Source organism: Limnobacter sp. 130 (genome assembly GCF_902506325.1).
Classification (GTDB): domain Bacteria; phylum Pseudomonadota; class Gammaproteobacteria; order Burkholderiales; family Burkholderiaceae_B; genus Limnobacter.
In genome coordinates, this window is sequence record NZ_LR732328.1 from 728139 (window position 1) to 749957 (window position 21819).

Below are 21819 nucleotides of genomic sequence, written 5' to 3' on the forward strand. Positions count from 1 at the left end.
TATTCATTTCATTACGGAACCTGACCATGCGTTTGTTGACCAAAGCCCTGCTCGGCGCTTTCAGCTTTGCCCTTGTTTCAACCCCCGTTATTGCCCAAGAGGTCATTCAATTTGGCGTGGGTCTGTATCAACCCGACAAAGACAAAAACGACGCAACTTACACCCCATTGGCCCAATACCTGGAAAAGAAGTTGGGCAAACCCGTGAAATTGCGCACCGTGAGCAGCTGGGAAGGGTTGGCGAAATCATTGGCCAACGGTGAAACCGACATTGCGCTAATGGGCCCATGGGGCTATGTGCTGGCCAACAACGAAGCCAAGGCACAGGCTGTGGCCACCATTGAATACGAAGGCAAGCCAGAATACTTTGGCATCATGATCACGAATCCGAAAAGCGGCATTAAAAGTGTGGCTGATTTGAAAGGCAAAACATTTGCGTTCGGCGACAAAGGTTCTACATCGGGTTACCTGATTCCCTTCCATTACTTTCAAAAGCAGGGCATTAATCCTGACACCTATTTCTCGAAAGTGATCAACACCAGCCACCAGGCCATTCAAACCCAGGTCACCCAGGGTGCGATTGATGCAGGTGCCGATTACAACCGCAACCGCGATGCCATGATTGCCGACGGTCTGATCAAGGCCGAAGATTCAAAAATCATCTGGACTTCCGACCCTTTGCCCAACGATGCATTTGCCGTGAGCGGCAAGTTGTTCGAGGACAAAGCTTTTGTGGCCAAGTTGCAAGAGGCTTTGGTGGGCATTGGTGCCGAGCTGAAAAACCAGCCCAACCTGCTGCCCCCGCGCTACACAGGATTTGCGAAAAAAGACAACAGCTATTACAAGCCCATTCGTGATGCAGGCTTGGCCACCGGCCGCCTGCAGCCCAAATAAGGGAAGCGCTTTCACACCATGAATTGGATGCAGTTCAAGCTTCACTTGCGAGGCCGGCTCGGTTTTTTCGGGCTGGTTTTTTTGTATGCGCTCATTGTTTTTGCCTGCGTGTACAGCCTGGCCACGGCGGGTGATTTGACCATGGGCCGTAATCCTGTCGCCAACTTCATTAAAACTGCCACGGAGTTTGCACGCCCCAGTTTTGTGGATGTGTGGCTGGGTGACCCCGCCTATGAATACACAAGCGACGATGGCACCGTACTGCGCACCGAGAACCGGCAAGAAGTTGAACAACGGTGGTTGGTGCAACTGGGCTTTGCCACCTGGACTACCTTCAAAATTGCCACGCTGGGCTCTTTGTTGGGCGCTATTTTAGCCTTGCCTTTTGGTGTGCTCAGCGCAAAGAACATCAAGGCCCCCCGTTTGCTCACGGCATTGTCACGGCTGGTGCTGGACACGTCCCGATCCATTCACACTTTGGTATTCGGTTTGGTGTTGGTGGGCATTGTTGGCCTTGGCCCCACGGCGGGTATTTTGGCAATCGCCTTTCACAGCCTGGGCACTTACGGCAAGCTGTTCGCTGAATCCATTGAAACACTCGACATGGCTTCCATTGAAGCGGTAAAGGGTGTGGGCGCCAGCCCTTCTCAAACCTTTTTCTGGTCGGTGTGGCCCAGTGTGTTGCCGCAATGGGTCAGCAGCCACCTGTACCTGTGGGAATACAATATTCGCGATTCCACCATTCTGGGCATCATCGGTGCCGGTGGTTTGGGCCTGTTGATTTCCGAAGCGGTGTCGCTGTTTCAATGGGGCAGGCTTTCTACCATCCTGATCGTGGTGGTGCTCATGGTGACTGCATTTGATGCCATCAGCCGCAGAATTCGGACGGCCTTGCTATGAGCAGCAACATCATTGAAATTCAGGGTCTTGAAATGGTGATTGCCGGGCGGCGTATTTTGAAAGTGGACTCACTTCAAATTGCGCATGGCGAGAAGGTGGCCATTCTTGGACGCAATGGTGCAGGAAAATCCACTTTGCTGCGTTGTTTGAACGGATTCGTGAAGCCCACAGCCGGTCAAATTGTTGTCAATCAACGTGCTGTGTATCCGTTCAAGCGCGAGCGCGATTTGCGTGCAGTGCGGGCCGAAGTGGGGCAAGTACTGCAAGGCTTGCATTTGGTTGCGCGTTTGAGCGCGATGGAAAACGTGCTGGTCGGTGGTTTGGCCCGCATGCCACGGTTGCGCAGTTGGGCCCGAATTTTTACCACCGAGGAAACACAGCGTGCGCAAGCGGCATTGAAGGCTGTGGGCATGGCGCATTTGGCTGACAAGCGGGCTGACAAACTTTCCGGTGGCGAGCGGCAAAAAGTGGCCATTGCCCGCATGCTGATGCAACAGCCGCAATTGGTGTTGGCTGATGAACCCACTGCTGCGCTGGACCCAACCGCTGCCGATGAAGTGTGTGAATTGCTGGTGAAAGCCAGTGAAAAGGCCACTTTGATTACCGTGGTACACAATGTGAGTTTGGTGCCATTGTTGAGTCACCGGGTAATTGGCCTGAAGGCCGGTGAGGTGGTTCTCGATTGCGCCAGCCATGAGTTGACGCAAGAACAATTGAACAGTTTGTACGAGTAAAAGATGAACGACAGTGCCGGGCGCAGTTGCCCCATTCGATACCAATACGGTGCTGCAAAAATTGCGCAAGCCCCCTTGATTGCCTGCGATGTCTTGTACGTGGTGGGTGGTGTGTATGGCAATGCGCACGCGCTGGACACCATTGAGCAACTGGCCGCACAGGAACAAGGTCAGGTTCGCATTTGTTTCAACGGTGACTTCAACTGGTTCAACAAATCGCCTGAGGATTTTGTTCACATCAACCAGCGCGTGTTGAAACACGATTGCATTCTGGGCAATGTAGAAGCCGAGTTGGGCGAGCCTTTGGACGTGGCCGATTGCGGCTGTGCTTACCCTGAGAATGTGGATCAAGGTGTGGTGGATCGATCCAATTTTATTCACACCGAATTAAAACGGGTTGCGCAACAGCAGCCCGACTTGCTGCATGCCTTGTTGCAAAAACCGTTCTTTGCCCGTTATGCCGTGGGTGGGTTGCAGGTGGCCGTGGTGCACGGCGATGGCGATTCATTGGCAGGCTGGCACTTTGATCCGGTGCATTTGAAATGCGCAGAGGAAGCGGGGTGGCGCGCAGGCTTGTTTGAAAAAGCGCAGGTGAATGTGTTCACCAGTAGCCACACTTGCAGTGCAGCTTTTCACATTGAGCCCTTGAAAAACGGGCAAACGGGTTTGATTAGTAACAACGGTGCGGCGGGCATGCCCAGCGCTGAAATGGACGGCCTGTTTACCCGCATTTCGGCCCAGCCTTTTTTAAACAGGGCACTTGTATTTCAGTCAATTCAGCTGCATGGCATGCACATTGAACAGATCCGTGTGCAGTTCAACCAGGCGGCCTGGCAGCAGCACTTTCTAAGCCAATGGCCAGAAGGCACTGCTGCGCACACCTCTTATTTCAAGCGAATCAGCGAGGGCGTTTAAACGGCACTCAATGCGTTTAAACACACGCCACTGAGCCATCTGAACGTGGGTCAGCAGCGCCTTCCATCATGCCGTTGGGGTGGCGCACCACCGCACCCGCATGGCCCATGGTGTCGCTAAACGCCTCGGGCAATACTTCCAGCACATGGCCTGCATCTCGCAATTGCTGAACCAGGTTTTCATCAAACCGGTTTTCCAGTTTCAAGGTGGTGCTTTGTTCACCCCAGGTGCGGCCCAGCAACCAGCGCGGGGCGGTTACAGCAGTTTGCAATGCCTGATTGAACAGGGCGTAGCGGCTGAACACAGCGGCCTGTGTTTGCGGCTGACCTTCACCGCCCATGGTGCCGTACACCATGCTGCGGCCGTCTTTAAAACGTGCCATGGCCGGGTTCAGCGTGTGGAAAGGTTTGCGGCCCGGTTCAAGGCAGTGCAGTGCGTTTTCTTTCAATGAAAAACTGATGCCCCGGTTTTGCCACATCACACCGGTAGAGGGGCACACCACGCCTGAACCAAATTCCCAGAACACACTTTGAATAAAGCTGGCGGTGCGGCCTTCGCTGTCAATGCAACCCATCCAGATGGTGTCGCCTTGCCAGGGGTCTTGCGGCCAGGGCAGGGCTTGTCGCATGTCAATTTTCTTCGCGCGTTCAGCCAAGGCCTCGCGGGTCAGAAAATCGCTGGGGTTCACGGTCATGTAAGCCGGGTCGGTGCAATAGCGGTCGCGTACAAGAAAGGCCTGCTTGGTGCTTTCCACCATGCCGTGCAAATAATCAAAACCGTCGGCCTGCTGCACACCCAGCGTGTCGAACATGCCCAGAATCATTAGCGAGGCCATGCCCTGCGTGGGCGGCGTCATGTTGTAAATGGTGCTGTTGTTCAGCTCGGTTTGCAGTGGGGTTACAAACTGCGCATGGTGATTGTTCAAATCTGCAAGGCTGATCGGGCTGCCTACGCGGGCCAAATCTTCGGCCATGGCCTGGGCCAGTTCACCGCGATAAAAGTCATCCAGCCCCACCTGGCCCATGCGTGCCAAAGTGTCGCCCAATGTTTTTTGTTTCAGCACACTGCCTTCTGCAGGTACTTGGCCATTGGTCAAAAAATGTTCAGCGAAGCCGGGTGCCGTTGAAAGTTCATCAAACTTCACGCGGGTTAAACGTGCCTGGCTGCTGCTGACAGCAACGCCCTGGTGTGCATGGGTTACCGCATCGCTCATCAAGCGGCTCAATGGCAATTTGCCACCCCACTGTGTGGCCACTTCGTGTGCCTTGATCCATCCGCCCACAGTGCCAGCGGCAGTGAGAGCAGCCAACGGCCCACGATTGGGAATGGCATCAAAGCCCTGTTCGGTGTAAAAAGCGCGTGTGGCTTTTGCGGCGGCTTTGCCACAGGCATCAATTCCCATTGGTGCTTTGCCCGGTTCGCTGAGCAACCAGAAGCCATCGCCACCAATTGAATTCATGTGTGGGTACACCACGGCAATGGCAGCAGCGGCGGCAATCATTGCCTCGGCTGCATTGCCACCTTCTTTCAGTACATCCCGACCGGCCTGCGCGGCCAAGTGGTGTGGTGCTACGAATACGCCGCCAAGTGCGTGTTTGGTGTGGATCATTGTGTGTTTACTCCCTGCTTTTACTCAGGCCAATACGCCGTAGAACATGCGAATGGTGTTACAAGAATTGTTCCAGACGCAAACCAGGCGGGCTTTTGTCTAGCGTAACAACAATGCAGGCACTTTTGTGGCCCTCAGCATGTCTTCAGTTTTGCTGCCGAAGAACAATTTACGCAAAGGCGAGTGCGTGTAAGCACCCATCACCAACATATCGGCCTGGTGAATTTCCAAACCCTGAATCATTTGGCTTACCACATCGCCCTGCACGTGGCTGAACTCGGTCGGCACGCCAGACTCACTCAAGGTTTGTGCGGCCTCCTCAAGCAGTTTGATCCCGCTGTTGTTCTTCTCGCCACACATCAGCAAGGTGCCTTTCATGCCTTTAAACAGTTGGCTTTGAAGCACGGTTTCAACACCGCGTTTGCTCACGGCGCTGCCATCGAATGCAAACAGAAAGCGTGCTGGTACTTTGAATTCGTCGTGAACCCCAAGCACCGGCTTGTTCAACGCACGCACCGCTGCTTCGAAAGTGCGGCCAATGTCGCGGTTCGATGCCTCTGATGTTTCACCACGCCTGCCAATGATTGCAATGCGTGTTTCGTTCTGAAGCTCAAGCAGGCAGTTCACCAGCGTGCCGTGCCGAAGCCGGGAATCGGCCTGCACTACACCGTGATCAAGTGCGCGTTTTCGCAGTTCATTGAGAAACAGGCGGCCTTGGTCTCGGGCCTTTTTGGTTTTTTCACTGTCGCTGCTCAAAAGTTTGTTCAGCAAAGTTTCCTGTGCGTCAAATCCGATCGCCCCGCTGTGGTCTTCGCCGGAACCTTGTTCCAGGTGGCGGTCGATGGCATGCAGAAACTCGACAGGCGCATTGATCTGCCTGGAAACCCAACTTGCGCAATCCGCCACGGCAGTTGCATATCTGGAGCGGTCCACACAGGCAACAATTTTACGTTCTTCCATGTTTCTTCTCCTTAGTGGGCGCCCATGCGCTCAAGCGCATCGTCTTTGTCGTGAATGGCGAATTTGTCCACCAGTGTGCGGCTGGCTTCGTTCATGCCGATGACCTCCACTTCGGTGCCTTCACGCTTGAACTTGATCACCACTTTGTCGAGTGCACTGACCGCTGTGATGTCCCAGAAATGCGCGCGGCTGACATCAATCGTCACCTCATCAATCACTTCCTTGTAGTCGAATGAATTGATGAAAGTTTCGGCTGAGGCGAAAAATACCTGCCCGGCAATCATATAGGTGCGGTTGCGTCCTTCATCCTGGGTGCTGGACTGCACACGCAGAATTCGGCCCACCTTGTTGGCAAAGAAAAAGCCCGACAGCAATACCCCCACCAATACGCCTTGCGCCAGGTCGTGGGTGCCCACGGTCACTGCGACGGTGGCCAGCATCACGACACTGGAGCTTTTCGGGTGTTCGCGCAGGTTCCGGATGGAGGCCCAATTGAAAGTACCAATCGACACCATGATCATGACCGCCACCAGGGCGGCCATTGGTATCAGCGCCACATAGTCGCCGATGAATACCACCATGATCAGCAAGAATACGCCGGCGCACAAGGTGGACAAACGCCCACGCCCACCCGACTTCACATTGATGACCGACTGGCCAATCATGGCGCAACCGGCCATGCCGCCCAAAAAGCCTGCTGCAATATTGGACACACCCTGGCCCACGCACTCGCGGTTCTTGTCGCTGGGCGTGTCGGTGAGGTCGTCGACAATTTGCGCGGTCATCATGGATTCAAGCAAACCCACCACAGCCAGGGTCAGTGAAAACGGAAATACGATTTTCAGTGTTTCAAGGGTCCAGGGCACGTCGGGCAAAAGGAACACGGGCAAGGAGTCAGGCAGTTCACCCATGTCACCCACCGTGCGAATGTCCAGCCCCACGGCAATGCTGAATGCGGTCAGCACCACGATGGCCACGAGTGGAGAAGGCACGGCTTTGGTGAGGTAGGGGAGCAAATAAATAATGCCCAGGCCCGCAGCCACCATGGCGTACACATGCCAAGTCACGTTGATCAGTTCGGGCAGTTGTGCCATGAAAATAAGAATGGCCAGTGCGTTGACGAAGCCGGTAATCACAGAGCGCGACACAAATCGCATCAACTTGCCCAGTTGCAACACACCCGCAAGAATTTGCAGCACACCTGTAAGCAGGGTAGCCACCAGCAGGTATTGCAGACCGTAATCTTTCACCAAGGTGACCATAACAAGGGCCATGGCGCCTGTTGCGGCGGAAATCATGCCGGGGCGCCCGCCTGTGAAGGCGATCACAGTGGCAATACAGAAAGATGCGTACAGACCCACTTTGGGGTCAACGCCTGCAATGATGGAAAAGGCAATTGCCTCGGGAATAAGCGCCAGCGCAACAACAAGGCCAGCCAAAAGATCATTTCGGACGTTGGATAACCAGTCCGCACGGAAGTTCTTCATCATTTTTAATCAATCAATATTTTGGAAAAGCAGTGGGTGCCCGGCAACTCGGGGAGGCCAGACCAATAGAAACTACGAATATGAACTTGAATTTTTACAAGGGTAGGCGCGGGATTTGTTAACAATGCAGGCGCGAAGGATACCCGTAAGCCAATGGGTGTGTCAAACCAGACCCAGGCATGTTAATTGACTAAAAATTCATCAACTTTTTAGATATGTTCTAATAGAGCCGTTCACGAAGTAAACAAATGGAGCAGTCACCATGTCGACAGAAACCGAAAATACCGAGTATGAACACACCGAACACAAGTTAACCTTGCGCAATTTGCAGGTCTCGGATTACCCAGATATCAAGCGAATCATGGAGGCGGTGTATCACAGTGCCGGTGGCGCATTGCCCGAGGCCAAGTTTCGTTCAATTCTGAAAACATTTCCCGAAGGGCAAATCTGTATTGAGGACGATGGCAAAGTGATTGCCGCCGCCTTTGCCGTGGTGGTTGATTACGACAAGTTTGGTGACAAGCACACCTACATGGAAATTACGGGCAACATTTACGCCACCACCCACGACCCCAAGGGCGATGTGTTGTACGGCATTGATGTGTTTGCGGATCCGGATTACCGCAACATGCGCCTGGGGCGCCGTTTGTATGAAGCGCGCAAAGAGCTGTGCCAAAACCTGAACCTGCGCGCGATCATGGCGGGTGGTCGAATTCCCGGCTACAAAGAACACATGAAAGACATGTCGCCCCAGCAGTACATTGCGGCGGTGAAGCGCAAAGACATTTACGACCCGATTTTGACTTTTCAGTTGAGTAACGATTTTGAAGTGAAGCAGGTGTTGAAAGGCTACCTGCCCGAGGACAAAGAGTCGCAGGGTTATGCCACGCTGCTTGAGTGGTTCAATTTGTATTTCGAACCAGAAAAGCCCATGTTGTTTGGTGCTCCCAAAACAACTGCAAGAATTGGTTGCGTGCAGTGGCAAATGCGCGAATTCCACAATGTTGAAGATGTGGTGAAGCAGGCCGAGTACTTTATCAATGCTTTGTCTGATTACCGTTGCGATGTGGCCTTGTTTCCCGAATTTTTCAATGCACCATTGATGGGCTTGGCTGGCAACGGCAATTCACTGGAGGCCATCCGCCACCTGGCCACCTACACGGATCAAATTCGCGACGAAATGAGCCGCATGGCGGTGAGCTACAACATCAATGTGGTGGCGGGGTCCATGCCGGTGATGGAAGACGGTGCGCTGTACAACGTGGCCTATTTGTGCCGCCGCGATGGCACGGTGGACGCCCAATACAAAATTCACCCCACACCGCATGAAAAGCGCGAGTGGATGATGGAAGGCGGCAGCAAGTTGAGTGTTTTCGACACCGACTTCGGCAAGATCGGTATTTTGATTTGTTACGACTCCGAGTTTCCTGAATTGTCGCGCGTGCTTGCCGACAAAGACATGCAAATTTTGCTGGTGCCTTTCTGGACCGACACCAAAAACGGTTACTTGCGTGTGCGCCGTTGTGCGCAGGCACGCGCCATTGAAAATGAATGTTATGTGGCCATTTCAGGCAGCTTTGGTAACCTGCCCAAGGTGGACAATGTGGACATTCAGTATGGTCAAACCGCTGTGTTCTCACCCTCTGATTTCGCATTCCCGCACGACGCCATCATGGCTGAAACCACACCCAACACCGAGATGACCCTGATTGTGGATGTGGATCTGGACAAACTTCAAACGCTGAAGAATGAGGGTTCAGTGCGCAACTACCTGGACCGCAGGCGCGACTTGTACAAGGTGGTTTGGCTAGGCGACAATTGAGGACTCAAACAAGGCCCCCAGTTTTGCAATCGCCACTGCGGTGTCGTCTGTCACCGGGTGGCCGCAGTTCAGGCGAATGCAGTTTTTGTACAATCCACTGGCTGAAAAAACCGCCCCTGGCATGTAGGCTACCTTGCGGGCAATGGCCTTGTTGAACAGTGCGGTGGTGTCAATGTCGCCGGGCAGTTCAACCCACAACACAAAGCCGCCTTTGGGCTCAGAAATTCGGGTTCCCTTGGGGAAGTACTTCAGCACCAAACTACCCATGGCGCGCACCTGTGTTTCAAACTGCTGTCGCAGTGTTCGCAGGTGCCGCTCAAACGATCCTTTTTCAAGATAGTGCGCCACGGCCACTTGGGTAATCGGATTGGTCGAACCGCTGAGTATTCGTTTTTTCGACAACACCTGTGCGGCGTATTTACCACCGGCTACATAGCCAATACGAAGCGACGGGCTCAGCGATTTCGAGAACGAGCCACACATTAAAACACGGTCACTTTGTTTGCCAGCCTTCAAGGGGCGTGGGCGAAACCGTTCGAAGTACAGGTCGGCGTACACATTGTCTTCCACAATCGGAAAGTCGTATTTCTCGGCCAACTCCAGCAATTTTTTGCGGTTTGAATCTGGCATCACCGAGCCCATCGGGTTGCTGGCCGTGGGGCATACAATGCAGGCCGCAATGCGGGTTTGCTTCACTGCAATTTCCAGTGCTTCCAGCGACATGCCATGCTCCGGGCTGCTCGGAATTTCCAGCGCACGCAAACCCAGCGACTCGATCATTTGCAAGAGCAGGTAATAACCGGGCGATTCCACTGCAACAATGTCGTTGTGCTTGGCCACGCTTTGCAAGGCCAGGCTAAGGGCTTCTGTGCAGCCATCGGTGATCACCAGTTCATCGCGCTTTAACTTCATGCCCATTAACTCGAACCGTTGTTGCAGCTGCTGCACCAGTTCCGGCTGGTTGGGCTCCACATGGCTGCCCAGGGTTAGCAGGTCGGGGCGAGTGCGGTTAACCGTGGCATAGCTTCGGCGCAGGGTGGCAATGGGTAACAGCTCGTGTGCAGGGAAAGCCACGCCAAGTGGCGATACATCGTGTCGTGTGCTGCTTTTCAAAAGCATGGCGATTTGATCCGCCACTTCCAGGTTAACCGGCGGTTCCAGCACAATGGAGTCGGGCGCCTGGGTGCAGCTTTGAACGGTGGGTGCATTGCGGGCCTGCACGTAATAACCCGATTTTGCCACTGGCTGAACATAGCCGCGGTCTTCAAGCAGGTTCAATGCTTTTTGTACGGTGTCGATGGAGTAGTGCCATTGCTCAGACAATTTCCGGATGGAGGGCAGTTTGTACCCGGCTGCAAAGTGATTGTTTTCAATCAGGGCTTGCAGGTTCAAGGCCAGGGTTTCGTATTTGCGAGAAGTGGTGTCCACGGTTTAAACCTCGCTTTGCTTTTTCAGTTGCCACACCATGAACACACCGGCCACCATCAATGCCGCCGCCAGGTACAGCGAACCCCGGTAGGTGCCGGTGCGCTCGGCGATGATTCCGGCCAAAGCGGGTGCGGCAATTTGCGACACGCCATAACTCAATGTCATGCGCGCCATGGCCTTGCTGGGGTTGGCCGGAAATTGCCGGCCCGCAATGCTCAAGGTCAAATTCACGATGCCTGCAAAGGTGCCGCCAAACAGCACGGCGCTGACCATGTTGGCCCAGTAGCCGTCGATAAAACCAGCCATTAGAATTGAAATAATTTGCAGAATGTAGGCAAGTACCAGCGCTTCGAACACGCCGGTTACACGCGCAACGCGATCCCAAAAGAAAGAGGAGGGAATTGCGGCCAGCCCCACCACAACCCAAACCCATGGACCTTTGCCCTGTAGTTCGGGCAGGGTTTCTGCAATGGCCACAATGAAGGTGGCGCTGATCACATAGCCAAACCCTGCGCAAAAGTAGGCGCCCAACATCAACCGCATCCACTTGGCGCTGGGCGGTGGCACGTCAGCCACTTGGGTTTCAGTGCTGCCGGCTTTGGCGGGTTGGGGCATCCAGATCCATGCCGGTACAAAAAACAGCACGCCCACCATACCCAATACCCACCACTGTTGGTCCCAGGCCAGGTGGTCGACCATGGCCATCACCGCCAGGCCAGACAACACCAGGCCCATACCCGCCCCGGCAAAGTGCAGGCCCAACTCGGTTTTCAGGTTCTGGCGGGCCAGCCAGTTCATGATCAAACCCGATGCGATCAACATGCCTGCCGTGCTGGACACGCCAGAAATAAAACGTAGAAACATCCACATGTTCACATCGGTGGTCAGGCCCATGGCAATGGTGCTGAGCACAGCCACGATCAAGCCCAAGCGGTACAGCAGGTATTTGTAAGTCAGGTTGCTGAGGGTGGAGGCCAACAATGCGCCGCTGATGTAGCCAATGTAGTTCACCGTGGCCAGCCAGCCGCCATCAAAGGCGCTTAAACCCGCCTGTTCCCGCATGATGGGAAGCAGGGGCGTGTAGGAAAAGCGTGCCAAACCCACGGTCAGAATAAGGGAGCAAATGCCTGCAGCAATGACTTGCCAGCGTTCTAATTTCATGGGGGCCACCCGCACAGAATTCTAGTTTCAAAAGCAGTACAGATTTTTTTAAATTTAATCTGTACTGCACATTATTTCATTATCCTGAATCTGTACTGAAATTGCAAAAGTTCTTACAGTGAGTGTTCCATTTTTACTCCACGAGAGGAGTTCGCCATGCAGCACTTTCAAGCAATCGCCTTGTTTGCGTTTTTAAGCATCATTACGCCCGGGCCCAACAACCTCATGATCATGACAAGCAGCATGAATTTTGGTGTTCGAAAAAGTCTGCCTCATTTCTTCGGCATCATCGTGGGCTTCCCTTTGATGCTGCTGGCCATGGGCCTGGGTTTGAATGCGGTGTTTGAAAGCCTGCCGTGGTTTCACACGGTGCTGTTGGTGTTTAGCCTGTTGATGATGGTGTATTTGGCGTGGCGAATTGCCAGTTTTTCTCCTTCCGCTGACGCCCTAAAGCCTGGATCGAAACCCCTGAGTTTTGTAAATGCGGTGTTGTTTCAGTGGGTGAATCCCAAGGCCTGGTTCATGGCGACCGCTGCTGTGGCTTTGTTCCCTGCCAGTTCAAACGCACCCTTGCTGGATGTGGTCACTGTTGCCTTGATCATGGCCAGTGTGGGTTTGTTGTGTGTGGGATTGTGGCTTGTATTGGGTGCACGCCTGCGGACATTCATCAACAGCCCTGCGCGCCTGAAGTGGTTCAATGGAGCCATGGCCGCCAGCTTGGTGCTGTTTTTTGCATACAGCACCGCGCAGGCCGTGTAATTGATCAAGGCAAAGACAAACGCCAAATGTTCCATGTGGTGGTGCCGAACTGCCGCGTGAAGCTGCCCTTGTTGTAGGGCAGTCCGTATCGCGCCGCCATGGCCTGTACCCGAGGTGACATTTCCGCATAGCGGTTGGCGGGAATGTCGGGGAACAGGTGGTGCTCAATTTGATGGCTCAGGTTGCCCGATAAAATATGGAATAGCTTGCCGCCCGTGATGTTGCAACTGCCCAGCAACTGGCGCACATACCAGGCCGCGCGCGTTTCGCCTTCCACTTCTTCCTTCGTGAAGTGGTGTACACCCGCTGGAAAGTGGCCACAGAAAATAATCACATTCGACCAAATATTGCGAATGCCATTGGCAATCAGGTTGGCGATCACGGTGAAGCCTGTTGCAGCCAGCGCAATGTTCACAACGTCAAAGCCAAAGTAAATCGTGAATGGCAGGGTAACGGCCGCACCCAGCAAAGGCCAGCACACATAGTCTTTGAGCAATTGGTGGCGCACCTTCCAGCCAATGCGTTTGAGCATCGGAATAATTTCCCTGAAACTTTTTTTGCCCGCCAGCAGCTTGTCCGCTTCCAGATCGTGCAAGGCCACGCCCCACTGGAACATCATCATGAGAATGAAGTTAATCACCGGGTTGAACAGGTACTTGGCATGCCAGCGCTGGTCATCGGTTACACGCAGCACGCCGTAGCCAATGTCGGGGTCTTTGCCGTGTACATTGGTCCACGTGTGGTGCACCACATTGTGGCTGTGTTTCCATTGGTCAGAAGGGCAGACGTTGTCCCATTCCCAGGTGTTGGATTGAATATTGGGGTCGCGCATCCAGTCAAACTGGGCATGCATGATGTTGTGCCCCAGCTCCATGTTCTCAATGCTTTTTGAAACCCCCAGCATGATCGCACCCAGCAGCAGCACTGCCCAGAATTGTGGCCAGCCCGTGAAGGTCCAGTCGCTCATGGGCAGAAGGAAAAAGCTGAGAAACACAACAATGCGCCCGGTCAGCATCAGTGTGCGCTGCCACTTGATCACTGAAAGAATGTAGGCGCGGTCTTTGCTGCCCAGTGAATCTGCAATTTCATTGCGTATGGCGTCCATTTCGCGACCGAATTCTTCAATGTCGCTGGCGCTCAAATGTTTTGGCATGCCCATGTGTGTCTCCTGCTTACACTTCGATTTCTGCGTCGCCCACGGCAGCGCACACGCAAATCTGAATCACTTGCCCGGTTTCGTTAATCAGTGCGTTGGTGCGCAAGTCGCGTACACAACCACTGGCCAGTTTCACGTCGCAGCCATGGCAAATACCCATCCGGCAACCATGCTCCGGGTTCAGGCCGGAATCTTCGGCCAGGCGAAGCAGGTTGGTTTCACCGTCTGAATTCGCGTTCACATTGCTGTTCAGGAATTTCACAACCCCGGTTTTTACCTCGGTTGGGACACCAGCCAACTGCGCACGAAAACGCTCAGTGTGCACCTGACGGCTTAGCCCTTCGGCTTCGTACAGCTGCTCGATAGAATCCAGCATGGTCTGCGGGCCGCAGGCGTACACATCGCGTTTGCGCCAGTCCGGGCAAAGCTGTTCCAGTTGTTCTTCCGAAAAGTGCGGGCGCTTGCCAGTGATTTCCTCTGGCTTTTGACCCGGTTCACGGGTGTGCACCAGGTTCAGCTTATACAGCTTCTGATTGTCCGAAATTTCTTTCAGTTCACGCCCAAAAATCACATCGTAGGTGTGGGGCGCATAGTGAATGTGCACGGTGTTGGGCATGCGTTCTTGCAGTACCAGGCTGCGCAGCATGCTCATAATCGGCGTAATGCCACTGCCCGCAGTAATGAATAATGGCAGCACGGGTTGCGCATCGGGCAGGTAAAAGTCGCCTTGCGGCACGCCGATCGGCACGTAATCGCCCACTTTCAGTTTGCGCACCAAGTGGTGCGACATGCGGCCGTTGTCGATGGCTTTCACGGTGATCGTGAAGCAGCCGTCGTTGCGCTCTGGTGCGGAGCTGATGGAATAGGTTCGTGTGAAGTGTTGGCCGCCAATGGGCACGCCAATTCGCAAATGCTGGCCGGGGCGGTGGCTTCGCCAGTTCAGCCCGGGGCGCAGCGTAATGGTGCGTGAATCGGAGGTTTCGTCCCACACCGCTTCAACCCGGGCCTGTAAAGCATGTGTGCTCCACAGCGGGTTGACCAATTCAATGTAATGGGAAGTTCGAAGGGGGAATGCAAAGGCGTCAGAGACTTTCGTCACGAGGCCAGTGATCTGTTTGAATAACGTGGGTCCTGCCTGAGCCTGCATTCTGTCTCCTCGTTTTTGTATTGTAAAACGAGTGTGCACTGAAACACATTGCAAGTCATTCCGCACTGCACCAGCGGTCGGTGTTTTTCTGACCTAGCGATTTCTGCCGTAAGCGTCGTGCGACGAAACCCACTCATCGGCCAGTATGGCCGACAACAAAGACAAATCGCCCGCAAGCACTGTAGCACCCACGATCTCCGCCAGTTTTCGTGCTTTACCTGTGCCCTCGCAGCCCAGCATTTTCAGGCATTCAGATTGTGTGGCCAACCCAGTTCCGCCGCCTTTTGTTGCACAAATTACGGAAGGCAATGTGACAGAAAAATACAAATCCCCATCGGCTGTAATATCCATGAACACCATGCCGGTGTGGCTTTCCACCACATTGGCTTCGTCTTGCCCGGTGGCAATGAACAGGGCTGCAATGCCATTGGCCGAGTGGGGGCCACTGTAGGCACTGCCCGCCAGTTGAGCACCAATGGCGCTGCGCTGGCGTTGCTTGAAAATCGTTTCAGGCGTGGTGCGGGCCAGGCGTTGCAGCACTTCACGCTGAATGGTGGCTTCTGCGATTACCCGTTTACCCCGGCTGTGCAACAAATTCATGTGGGAATGTTTTTTGTCAGTTTCTATCGCGCCGCTCAGCGCAAAGTAACTGATTGCTTCTGGTGAGTTTTTCAAAATCCACTGGCAGGCAGCGTGGGTGGCCTTGCCACACATGTTTTGCCCGGCTGCGTCGCCCGTGGTGTAGTTAAAACGTGTGTACACCATGCGGGCCACTTGCCAGGTTTGAATGTGTTCAAGTTTGCCAAAGCCTGTGGTTTTCTCTGCCTCGGCTTTCACGGTGAGCAGGTTTTCATTGAGCCAATTTAAAAATCGTTTTGCAGCCCGCGCATCTTCAAATTCAAACAAGGGCGCGCGCTGCATGAATTCCTCAGCCACTGTTACTTTCACACCGCCCGATTCACTCACCATGCGCATACCACGGCTGTAGCTGGCCACCAGCGTGCCCTCCGTTGTCGCCATGGGCACGTAAAACCAGCCTTGAGCATGTTCGCCGTTGATCAGCACTGGCCCTGCAACACCCACCGGCATTTGCACCACACCAATAAAATTCTCGGTGTTGCTTTTCAGGCTTTCAGGGGGCAGGGAATAGGTGCCAGTGTGTTGCAGCGTGGCACCGGTTTGCTGCGTTAAAAACTCGCGGCGGGCCTTGGCAGCGTCTTCGGAATAATTGTCGTCAAATCGTGGAATGGGTGTGCGAGTCATCAGTGGTTTGCCTTTATTTGCGCTTGGATTTCGTGGTGCGTGTTACTACTGCAATCGATTCCTCGTAACCACTCACCAGTTTGCCAATGTTTTCCAGTTTGGCCTTGAGCACATCGAGTTCCATTTGCGTGCGGTCAAGTTTCATGGTCAGGTGGGCATTGTCTTTTTCCAGACCCACCATGGCCTTGCTCAGCTCCCGGTTTTCCTGTTCCAGTTCTTTGTTGGCCTGGTACATTTTCAGCAGGTTGGCCTGCAGGCCTTTTACCTTGTCTTGAACGCCGTCCACAGTTTGCTTAATGCCACTTTCAAACTGGTTGACCTGCTCAACCACTGCATTGATCAAATTCCCGGCAGGAAGACTGGACGCCCTTTTTTGAGCCACTGATTTCAGTTTTCGCAGCGCGTTGCCGCCTTTTTGTGCCACACCCATGTTGTGTCTCCAGATTATTGTTTTTTGAATTTGCCAACAAAGAGTATCAAGATTATGGAATTTGGTGGTGCAGAACCTTTCAATCCGGACAAACCGCCCTGTTCCGATTGCTGTTTGATCGTTCGTTTGATATATTTTTAAATCAATCGATTGAATTAATTTTCCGGATTTCCCCATGCTTCAAGACACGCAGCAGTCGGCACGGCAAAAGCTGGTGCTGGCCGCACTCGCCACCTTCGCAGAGAAAGGCTATGAAGGTGCCTCGACACGCGAAATCGCTGAGAAAGCAGGCGCCAATATTTCCTCCATCCGCTATTACTTTGGCGACAAAGCGGGCCTGTACCGGGCCGCTTACACCGAGCCTTTGTGTGGCACACCGTTTGAGCAGGTCATTCCCGACCTGAACAGCACCGATGTGGACAAGGCACTAAGGCAGCTTTTCAGGGATTTTCTGGAACCCCTGAAACACGGTGAAACCTTACGCCTGGTAATGAAATTGCATTTCCGGGAAATGATTGAACCCACAGGTGCCTGGGAGCATGAAATTGATGCGGAAATCAAGCCGCAGCACATGGCCTTGGTGAACATGCTGACCGCGTATTTTGGCTTGAACAAGCCCGACCTGGATATTCAGCGCCTGGCCTTCGCCATGATGGGCATGGCTGTGAATTTCTATGTGGCACAAGACGTGGTGGATGTGGTTTGTCCAAAGCTGATGGGCAGTGCACGAGCAATTGACACCTTGAGTGAACGCCTGGCTGGGTACGCCCGCGCCATGCTCGACAGTGAAAGCAAACGACGCAAACAGGATTGCAGCAAATGAAAATGTCTACGGTTTCGAAGAAATACCAGGCTGCCTTGTTGGCGCTTACTGTGTTGCTCAGCGCTTGTTCGTCGGGCACCGGGGAAGCCGAGACTGGCGCAGGCTCAGAAACGGAAGTTCCCGGCAAAGCCAGCTTGTCGGTTGAACTGGCTGCGGTGGAGGAAAAAGTCATTCCACTGAAAATGTCGGTGAACGGCAGCCTGGCTGCCTGGCAAGAGGCCATCATCGCATCGCAACTGAATGGTGTGCGCATTGATTCGCTTCGCGTCGAAGTGGGCGACAAGGTCAAGAAAGGCCAAACCCTGGCGGTGTTCGACCAACAAACCGTGAATGCCGATGTGGCCCAGGCCCGCGCGGGTGTGGCCGAAGCGCAGGCGCTGTTTGATCAGGCCAAACTGAATGCAGACATGATTCGCAACATCACCGACCAAGGTGCTGTAAGCGCGCAAGAACGCAATCAGATTTTGGCCGCTGAAAAATCGGCCCAGGCCCGTTTGTTGTCCGCCAAGGCTTTGCAAACCCAACAGGAAATTCGCTTGCGCAACACCACTGTCACTGCGCTCGACGATGGCGTGATTAGCGCCCGAACCGCCACGCTGGGCGCAGTGCCCGCACCGGGGCAAGAGTTGTTCAGGCTGGTGCGCCAGCAACGCCTGGAATGGCAGGCTGAGGTCACTGATTCTGAATTGGCTCGAATTACCGACGGCATGGCGGTGACCGTGTTCAACAACGATCAAGCGTTGAAAGGCAAAGTGCGCACCATCAGCCCGGTGATCAATGCGCAATCGCGCACGGGCATGGTGTATGTCGATGTGCCCGGCGCCTATGCCAAAGGCCTGAAGCCCGGTATGTACCTGCGCGGTGAATTTGATCTGGGCGAGCAAACCGCCACGGTAATACCTCAAACAGCCGTCATTGAACGCGACGGGTTTACCTATGCCTTCACGCTGGACGAAGCCAGCAGCAAAGTGCAGCGCATCAAGTTGCGGGTGAACAAAGCACAAGGCGAATTCATCGAAGTGCTGGAAGGTTTGAAGCCGGGCGACAAAGTGGTGAAAGGCGGTGTGGCCTTTCTGGCGCACGGCGACTTGGTGAAGGTGGTTCAGTGAACGTCTCGACCTGGTCCATTAAAAATCCCATTCCTGCGGTGATGCTGTTTTTCCTGCTCACCGTGATGGGCCTGTACAGCTTTTCCAGCATGAAAATTCAGCAGTTTCCCGATATTGAACTGCCCACGGTGCTGGTCACAGCAAGCTTGCCCGGCGCATCGCCTTCACAGCTTGAAAACGATGTGGCCCGTAAAATTGAAAACTCGCTGGCCACACTGCAACAACTCAAACACATTTACACCAAGATTCAAGACGGCATTGTCAGCATTACAGTTGAATTCAATCTGGAAAAAGATACACAGGAAGCGGTCGACGATGTGCGTTCCGCGGTGTCGCGTGTGCGTGCAGATTTGCCAACTGATTTGCGTGACCCGGTGGTCAACAAACTGGAGTTAAGCGGCGCACCCGTGCTGGCCTACACCATTGCATCCACAGCGTTTGATGAAGAAGGTTTGTCCTGGTACGTCGACGACACCATTACCAAAACCCTGTTGAATGTGAAGGGCGTGGGCGCGGTAAGCCGGGTGGGTGGCGTGACGCGTGAAGTGGTGGTTGAGCTTGATCCCCTGAAAATGCAGGCCTTGGGCGTGAGTGCACTCGATGTGTCGCGCCAATTGCGCAATACCCAACTGGAAACGGCCGGTGGCCGGGCCGACCTGGGTGTGGGCGAACAACCTTTGCGCACCATTGCCACTGTGGACAATGCGAACCAGTTGAAAGAAATTTCGATTGTGCTTAGCAATGGTCGCCGGGTTCAATTACCTGAAATTGCCACCATCAAAGACACCATTGCAGACCGGCGATCGGCGGCCTTGCTCAATGGTCAAGACGTGGTGGGTTTCGAGATTACCCGCAGCAAGGGTGCCAGCGAAGTAGAGGTGGGGCAGGGCGTTGAAAAAGCGCTCGCCGACCTGAAGGCGCAGCGACCCGATTTGACCATTGTCGAAGCCTTCAATTTTGTTGAGCCAGTGAAAGAAGATTTCAACAGCTCCATGAAAATGCTCTACGAGGGCGCGTTCCTGGCGGTGGTCGTGGTGTGGTTTTTCCTGCGTGACTGGCGTGCCACGTTTGTTTCAGCAGTGGCCTTGCCGCTATCAATTATTCCTGCATTCGCTGGCATGTATTACCTGGGTTTCAGTTTGAATGTGGTTTCGCTGTTGGCCATGTCGCTGGTGGTCGGTATTTTGGTGGACGACGCCATTGTGGAAGTGGAAAACATTGTTCGCCACTTGCGCATGGGAAAAAGCCCGCTGGATGCGGCCCGTGAGGCGGCCGATGAAATTGGCCTGGCCGTGATCGCCACCACATTCACCTTGATTGCCGTCTTCTTGCCCACCGCATTCATGAGTGGCATAGCCGGTAAATTTTTCAAGCAGTTTGGCTGGACAGCTGCTTTGGCAGTGTTTGCCTCGCTGGTGGTTGCACGCATGTTAACGCCCATGATGGCAGCCTACATGTTGAAATCAAAAGGTGAGGAGCATGAGAAGAATGAGCCCGGCAAACTGATGCGCCGCTACCTGGGCTGGGTACGCTGGGCGTTGGCTCACCGGCTTGTTACCTGCATTGCAGCCGGTGCGTTTTTCATCGGTTCGGTCATGTTGATTCCCTTGTTGCCCACCGGTTTCATTCCGCCCGATGATTTGTCGCAAACCCAGGTTTATATTGAACTGCAACCCGGCAGCACTTACGAGCAAACCCGCAAGGCTGCGGAAAAAGCGCGTGAACTGATTAGCAAGGTGGAATATGTCCGCAGCGTTTACACCACCATTGGCGGTGGTGCGGCGGGCACCGACCCCTTCATGATGACCGGGCAAGCCGAGGTGCGCAAAGCCACGCTTACAGTGCTTCTGGACCCCCGCGGTGAACGCGCCGTTCGCAAGCAGGTTACTGAAACACAAATGCGCGAAGCGCTTAGCAACCTGGCTGGCGTGCGCTACAAAGTGGGGCTGGGTGCTTCAGGCGAGAAGTATGTGTTGGTGTTGTCGGGCGAAGATGGCGAGGCACTGTCGAGAGCCGCCAGCGAGGTCGAGCGTGATTTGCGCACCATTGCGGGCTTGGGTTCAATTGCATCGAGTGCCGCACTGGTTCGCCCTGAAATCTGGATCAAACCCGACTTCGCCAAAGCTGCTGACCTGGGCGTTAGCACCGCAGCCATGGGCGAAACCTTGCGCGTGGCCACCGTGGGCGATTATGACGCCGCCTTGCCAAAACTTAACCTGCCACAACGGCAGGTACCCATTGTGGTTCGCCTGGACGACGAAGCCCGCAAGGACTTGAGCGTGCTTGAACGGTTGGCCGTTCCTTCCGCAAAACTGGGTGTGCCCAGTGTGCCTTTGAATCAGGTCGCCACTTTGGGTATGAATGCGGGTCCCTCGGTGATTGACCGTTACGACCGGGCCCGCAATGTGAACTTTGAAATTGAGTTGCAGGGGCAGCCTTTGGGCGACGTGACTGCGGCGGTTCAACAACTGCCCAGCATTAAAAACCTGCCACCGGGTGTTGCCCAGCGAAACATTGGCGATGCCGAAGTGATGGAAGAACTCTTCGCCAGTTTTGGCCTGGCCATGCTCACCGGGGTGTTGTGTATTTTCGTGGTGCTGGTGTTGTTGTTCAAAGATTTTTTACAACCCGTTACCATTCTTGCCGCATTGCCACTCAGTTTGGGTGGTGCATTTGTTGGTTTGCTAATGGCTGGAAAAAGTTTTTCGATGCCCTCGCTGATTGGTTTGATCATGCTGATGGGCATTGCCACCAAAAATTCGATTTTGCTGGTGGAGTACGCCATTATGGCGCGCAATGAAAAAGGAATGAGCCGCCTTGATGCGGTGGTGGATGCCTGCCACAAGCGGGCTCGCCCCATCATCATGACCACCATTGCCATGGCCGCAGGCATGCTGCCCATTGCAATTGGCACGGGCGACGCTGACACCAGCTTCCGAAGCCCCATGGCCATTGCGGTCATCGGCGGCTTGATGACCTCCACTTTCTTGAGCCTCTTGGTGATTCCCGTGGTGTACACCCTGATGGATGATTTCGAGCATGGCATGAAGAGTCTGTATCAAAAATGCGGTTCAATCTTCAAGCAGTCTGGAGTACGCAAAACATGACAGCAGCAGATCGGTGCACAACGCAGACCCACTTCGAATCTAAGCGTAAAACCCCTTAGGTAGATTTCTGCTGCGGCTATCCACTAATGCGGGAATACATCCAGCAGAGCATCCTC

18 protein-coding genes are annotated in these 21819 nt (G+C 54.1%); 9 read left to right on the forward strand and 9 right to left on the reverse strand.

Annotation, left to right across the window (positions count from 1 at the left end; all coding sequences use genetic code 11):
* Positions 1-26 precede the first annotated feature (26 nt).
* The 4 genes from FRIGORI9N_RS03515 to FRIGORI9N_RS03530 are packed head-to-tail and all read left to right on the forward strand — an operon-like array spanning position 27 to position 3442.
* Positions 27-893 carry a phosphate/phosphite/phosphonate ABC transporter substrate-binding protein gene (locus FRIGORI9N_RS03515; protein WP_159568497.1) on the forward strand — a complete coding sequence of 289 codons (867 nt, stop codon included), beginning with the start codon at positions 27-29 and terminating at the stop codon, positions 891-893.
* Positions 894-911: 18 nt separating this feature from the next.
* Positions 912-1793, forward strand: coding sequence for a phosphonate ABC transporter, permease protein PhnE (gene phnE / locus FRIGORI9N_RS03520; RefSeq protein WP_159568498.1), 882 nt, complete (start codon positions 912-914; stop codon positions 1791-1793).
* Positions 1790-2527, forward strand: coding sequence for a phosphonate ABC transporter ATP-binding protein (locus FRIGORI9N_RS03525; RefSeq protein ID WP_159568499.1), 738 nt, complete (start codon positions 1790-1792; stop codon positions 2525-2527). The genes phnE and FRIGORI9N_RS03525 overlap by 4 nt, the downstream gene beginning before the upstream one ends.
* A gap of 3 nt (positions 2528-2530) precedes the next feature.
* Positions 2531-3442 (forward strand): hypothetical protein, encoded by a 912-nt coding sequence (locus tag FRIGORI9N_RS03530; protein WP_159568500.1) that lies wholly within the window; start codon positions 2531-2533, stop codon positions 3440-3442.
* Between the two features lie 16 nt (positions 3443-3458).
* On the opposite strand, the gene FRIGORI9N_RS03535 is transcribed toward FRIGORI9N_RS03530, so the two are convergent.
* The 3 genes from FRIGORI9N_RS03535 to FRIGORI9N_RS03545 form a co-directional block, all read right to left on the reverse strand.
* Positions 3459-5051 (reverse strand): gamma-glutamyltransferase family protein, encoded by a 1593-nt coding sequence (locus FRIGORI9N_RS03535; RefSeq protein ID WP_159568501.1) that lies wholly within the window; start codon positions 5049-5051, stop codon positions 3459-3461.
* 99 nt (positions 5052-5150) lie between these two features.
* Positions 5151-6011, reverse strand: coding sequence for a universal stress protein (locus tag FRIGORI9N_RS03540; protein WP_159568502.1), 861 nt, complete (start codon positions 6009-6011; stop codon positions 5151-5153).
* Between the two features lie 11 nt (positions 6012-6022).
* Positions 6023-7501: a SulP family inorganic anion transporter gene (locus FRIGORI9N_RS03545; RefSeq protein WP_201301401.1), complete on the reverse strand. Its 1479-nt coding sequence runs from the start codon at positions 7499-7501 to the stop codon at positions 6023-6025.
* A gap of 259 nt (positions 7502-7760) precedes the next feature.
* Between FRIGORI9N_RS03545 and FRIGORI9N_RS03550 the strand changes: the two genes are divergently transcribed.
* Entirely contained in the window at positions 7761-9320 is a 1560-nt protein-coding gene (locus FRIGORI9N_RS03550; RefSeq protein ID WP_159568503.1) for a carbon-nitrogen hydrolase family protein, read from the forward strand.
* Here the strand turns inward: FRIGORI9N_RS03550 and FRIGORI9N_RS03555 are convergent.
* Positions 9306-10748: a PLP-dependent aminotransferase family protein gene (locus FRIGORI9N_RS03555; protein WP_159568504.1), complete on the reverse strand. Its 1443-nt coding sequence runs from the start codon at positions 10746-10748 to the stop codon at positions 9306-9308. The genes FRIGORI9N_RS03550 and FRIGORI9N_RS03555 overlap by 15 nt on opposite strands.
* A gap of 3 nt (positions 10749-10751) precedes the next feature.
* Positions 10752-11909, reverse strand: a complete 1158-nt coding sequence (locus tag FRIGORI9N_RS03560; protein WP_159568505.1) for a YbfB/YjiJ family MFS transporter — start codon at positions 11907-11909, stop codon at positions 10752-10754.
* 156 nt (positions 11910-12065) lie between these two features.
* On the opposite strand from FRIGORI9N_RS03560, the gene FRIGORI9N_RS03565 reads away from it, so the two are divergent.
* On the forward strand, positions 12066-12668 hold the full coding sequence (locus FRIGORI9N_RS03565; protein WP_159568506.1) for a LysE family translocator: 603 nt from the start codon (positions 12066-12068) through the stop codon (positions 12666-12668).
* A gap of 4 nt (positions 12669-12672) precedes the next feature.
* On the opposite strand, the gene FRIGORI9N_RS03570 is transcribed toward FRIGORI9N_RS03565, so the two are convergent.
* The 4 genes from FRIGORI9N_RS03570 to FRIGORI9N_RS03585 form a co-directional block, all read right to left on the reverse strand.
* Entirely contained in the window at positions 12673-13827 is a 1155-nt protein-coding gene (locus tag FRIGORI9N_RS03570) for an acyl-CoA desaturase (RefSeq protein WP_159568507.1), read from the reverse strand.
* 13 nt (positions 13828-13840) lie between these two features.
* Positions 13841-14971, reverse strand: a complete 1131-nt coding sequence (locus FRIGORI9N_RS03575) for a ferredoxin reductase (protein WP_159568508.1) — start codon at positions 14969-14971, stop codon at positions 13841-13843.
* Between the two features lie 93 nt (positions 14972-15064).
* Entirely contained in the window at positions 15065-16234 is a 1170-nt protein-coding gene (locus tag FRIGORI9N_RS03580) for a hydroxymethylglutaryl-CoA reductase (RefSeq protein ID WP_159568509.1), read from the reverse strand.
* 13 nt (positions 16235-16247) lie between these two features.
* The gene (locus tag FRIGORI9N_RS03585) at positions 16248-16664 is read right to left on the reverse strand and encodes a hypothetical protein (protein ID WP_159568510.1); all 417 of its coding nucleotides are present in this window, start codon (positions 16662-16664) and stop codon (positions 16248-16250) included.
* 175 nt (positions 16665-16839) lie between these two features.
* Here FRIGORI9N_RS03585 and FRIGORI9N_RS03590 point away from each other — a divergent pair, with 175 nt between their 5' ends.
* The 3 genes from FRIGORI9N_RS03590 to FRIGORI9N_RS03600 are packed head-to-tail and all read left to right on the forward strand — an operon-like array spanning position 16840 to position 21703.
* On the forward strand, positions 16840-17487 hold the full coding sequence (locus FRIGORI9N_RS03590) for a CerR family C-terminal domain-containing protein (protein WP_159568511.1): 648 nt from the start codon (positions 16840-16842) through the stop codon (positions 17485-17487).
* Positions 17484-18596, forward strand: a complete 1113-nt coding sequence (locus FRIGORI9N_RS03595) for an efflux RND transporter periplasmic adaptor subunit (protein ID WP_159568512.1) — start codon at positions 17484-17486, stop codon at positions 18594-18596. The genes FRIGORI9N_RS03590 and FRIGORI9N_RS03595 overlap by 4 nt, the downstream gene beginning before the upstream one ends.
* The gene (locus tag FRIGORI9N_RS03600; protein ID WP_159568513.1) at positions 18593-21703 is read left to right on the forward strand and encodes an efflux RND transporter permease subunit; all 3111 of its coding nucleotides are present in this window, start codon (positions 18593-18595) and stop codon (positions 21701-21703) included. Before FRIGORI9N_RS03595 ends, FRIGORI9N_RS03600 begins: the two co-directional genes overlap by 4 nt.
* Positions 21704-21819 lie beyond the last annotated feature (116 nt).